The following is a 956-nucleotide window of genomic DNA, read 5'->3' as shown; positions in this document are numbered from 1 at the left end:
GGGTGCGGTGTTCGTGTTTCCGGGTCAGGGTTCGCAGTGGGTGGGGATGGCGGTGGAGTTGTTGGAGGATTCGCCGGTGTTCGCGGCGCGGATGGCCGAATGTGATGAGGCGTTGGGTGTTTGGGTGGAGTGGTCCCTGCTGGATGTGGTGCGGGGGGTGTCTGGTGCGCCTGGTCTGGATCGTGTGGATGTGGTGCAGCCGGTGTTGTTCGCGGTGATGGTGTCGTTGGCTGCGGTGTGGATGTCGTTGGGTGTGGAGCCTGTTGCGGTGGTGGGTCATTCGCAGGGTGAGATCGCGGCGGCGTGTGTGGCGGGTGGGTTGTCGTTGGCGGATGCGGCGAAGGTGGTGGTGTTGCGGGCTCGGGCGATCGCGGGGTTGGCGGGGTCGGGGGCGATGGTGTCGCTGTCGTTGTCGGCGGCCGATGCGGAGGCGTTGATCGCGCGGTGGGGTGGTGCGCTTTCGGTGGCGGCGTTGAATGGTGCGTTCTCGACGGTGGTGGCCGGTGATACGGCGGCGGTCGAGGAGTTGTTGCGGGTGGCGGAGTCCGAGGGTGTTCGGGCGCGGCGGGTGCCGGTGGATTATGCGTCGCATTCGTCGCATGTGGAGGTGTTGCGGGAGCGGTTGCTGGTGGATCTGGCTGGTATCGAACCGGTTTCGTCGTCGGTGCGGTTTCTGTCGACGGTGTGTGGGGGTGAGGTCGATACCGCGGAGTTGGATGCGGGGTATTGGTTCGAGAATCTGCGGTGTCCGGTGTTGTTCGAGCCGGTGGTGCGGGGGTCTGGGTATCGGGTGTTCGTGGAGGTGTCGCCGCATCCGGTGTTGACGGTGGCGATCGGGGAGACTCTGGAAGCCGCCGGTGTCGTGGATGCAGTGGCGGTGGGGTCGTTGCGTCGTGACGAGGGTGGTTGGGATCGGCTGTTGCTCTCGGTCGCGCAGGCGTGGACCGCGGGCGTCC

General features: G+C 66.3%; 1 protein-coding gene. It reads left to right on the top strand.

The features are described 5' to 3' along the window. Nucleotides 1–46 precede the first annotated feature (46 nt). Nucleotides 47–956: acyltransferase domain-containing protein (locus tag ON30_RS27855; RefSeq protein ID WP_245554251.1), on the top strand; the 910-nt coding region annotated here is incomplete at its 3' end.

Source organism: Nocardia takedensis NBRC 100417 (assembly GCF_000308695.1).
In the GTDB taxonomy this organism is placed as follows: domain Bacteria; phylum Actinomycetota; class Actinomycetes; order Mycobacteriales; family Mycobacteriaceae; genus Nocardia; species Nocardia takedensis.
This window is presented reverse-complemented; position numbering and strand designations above follow the sequence as displayed.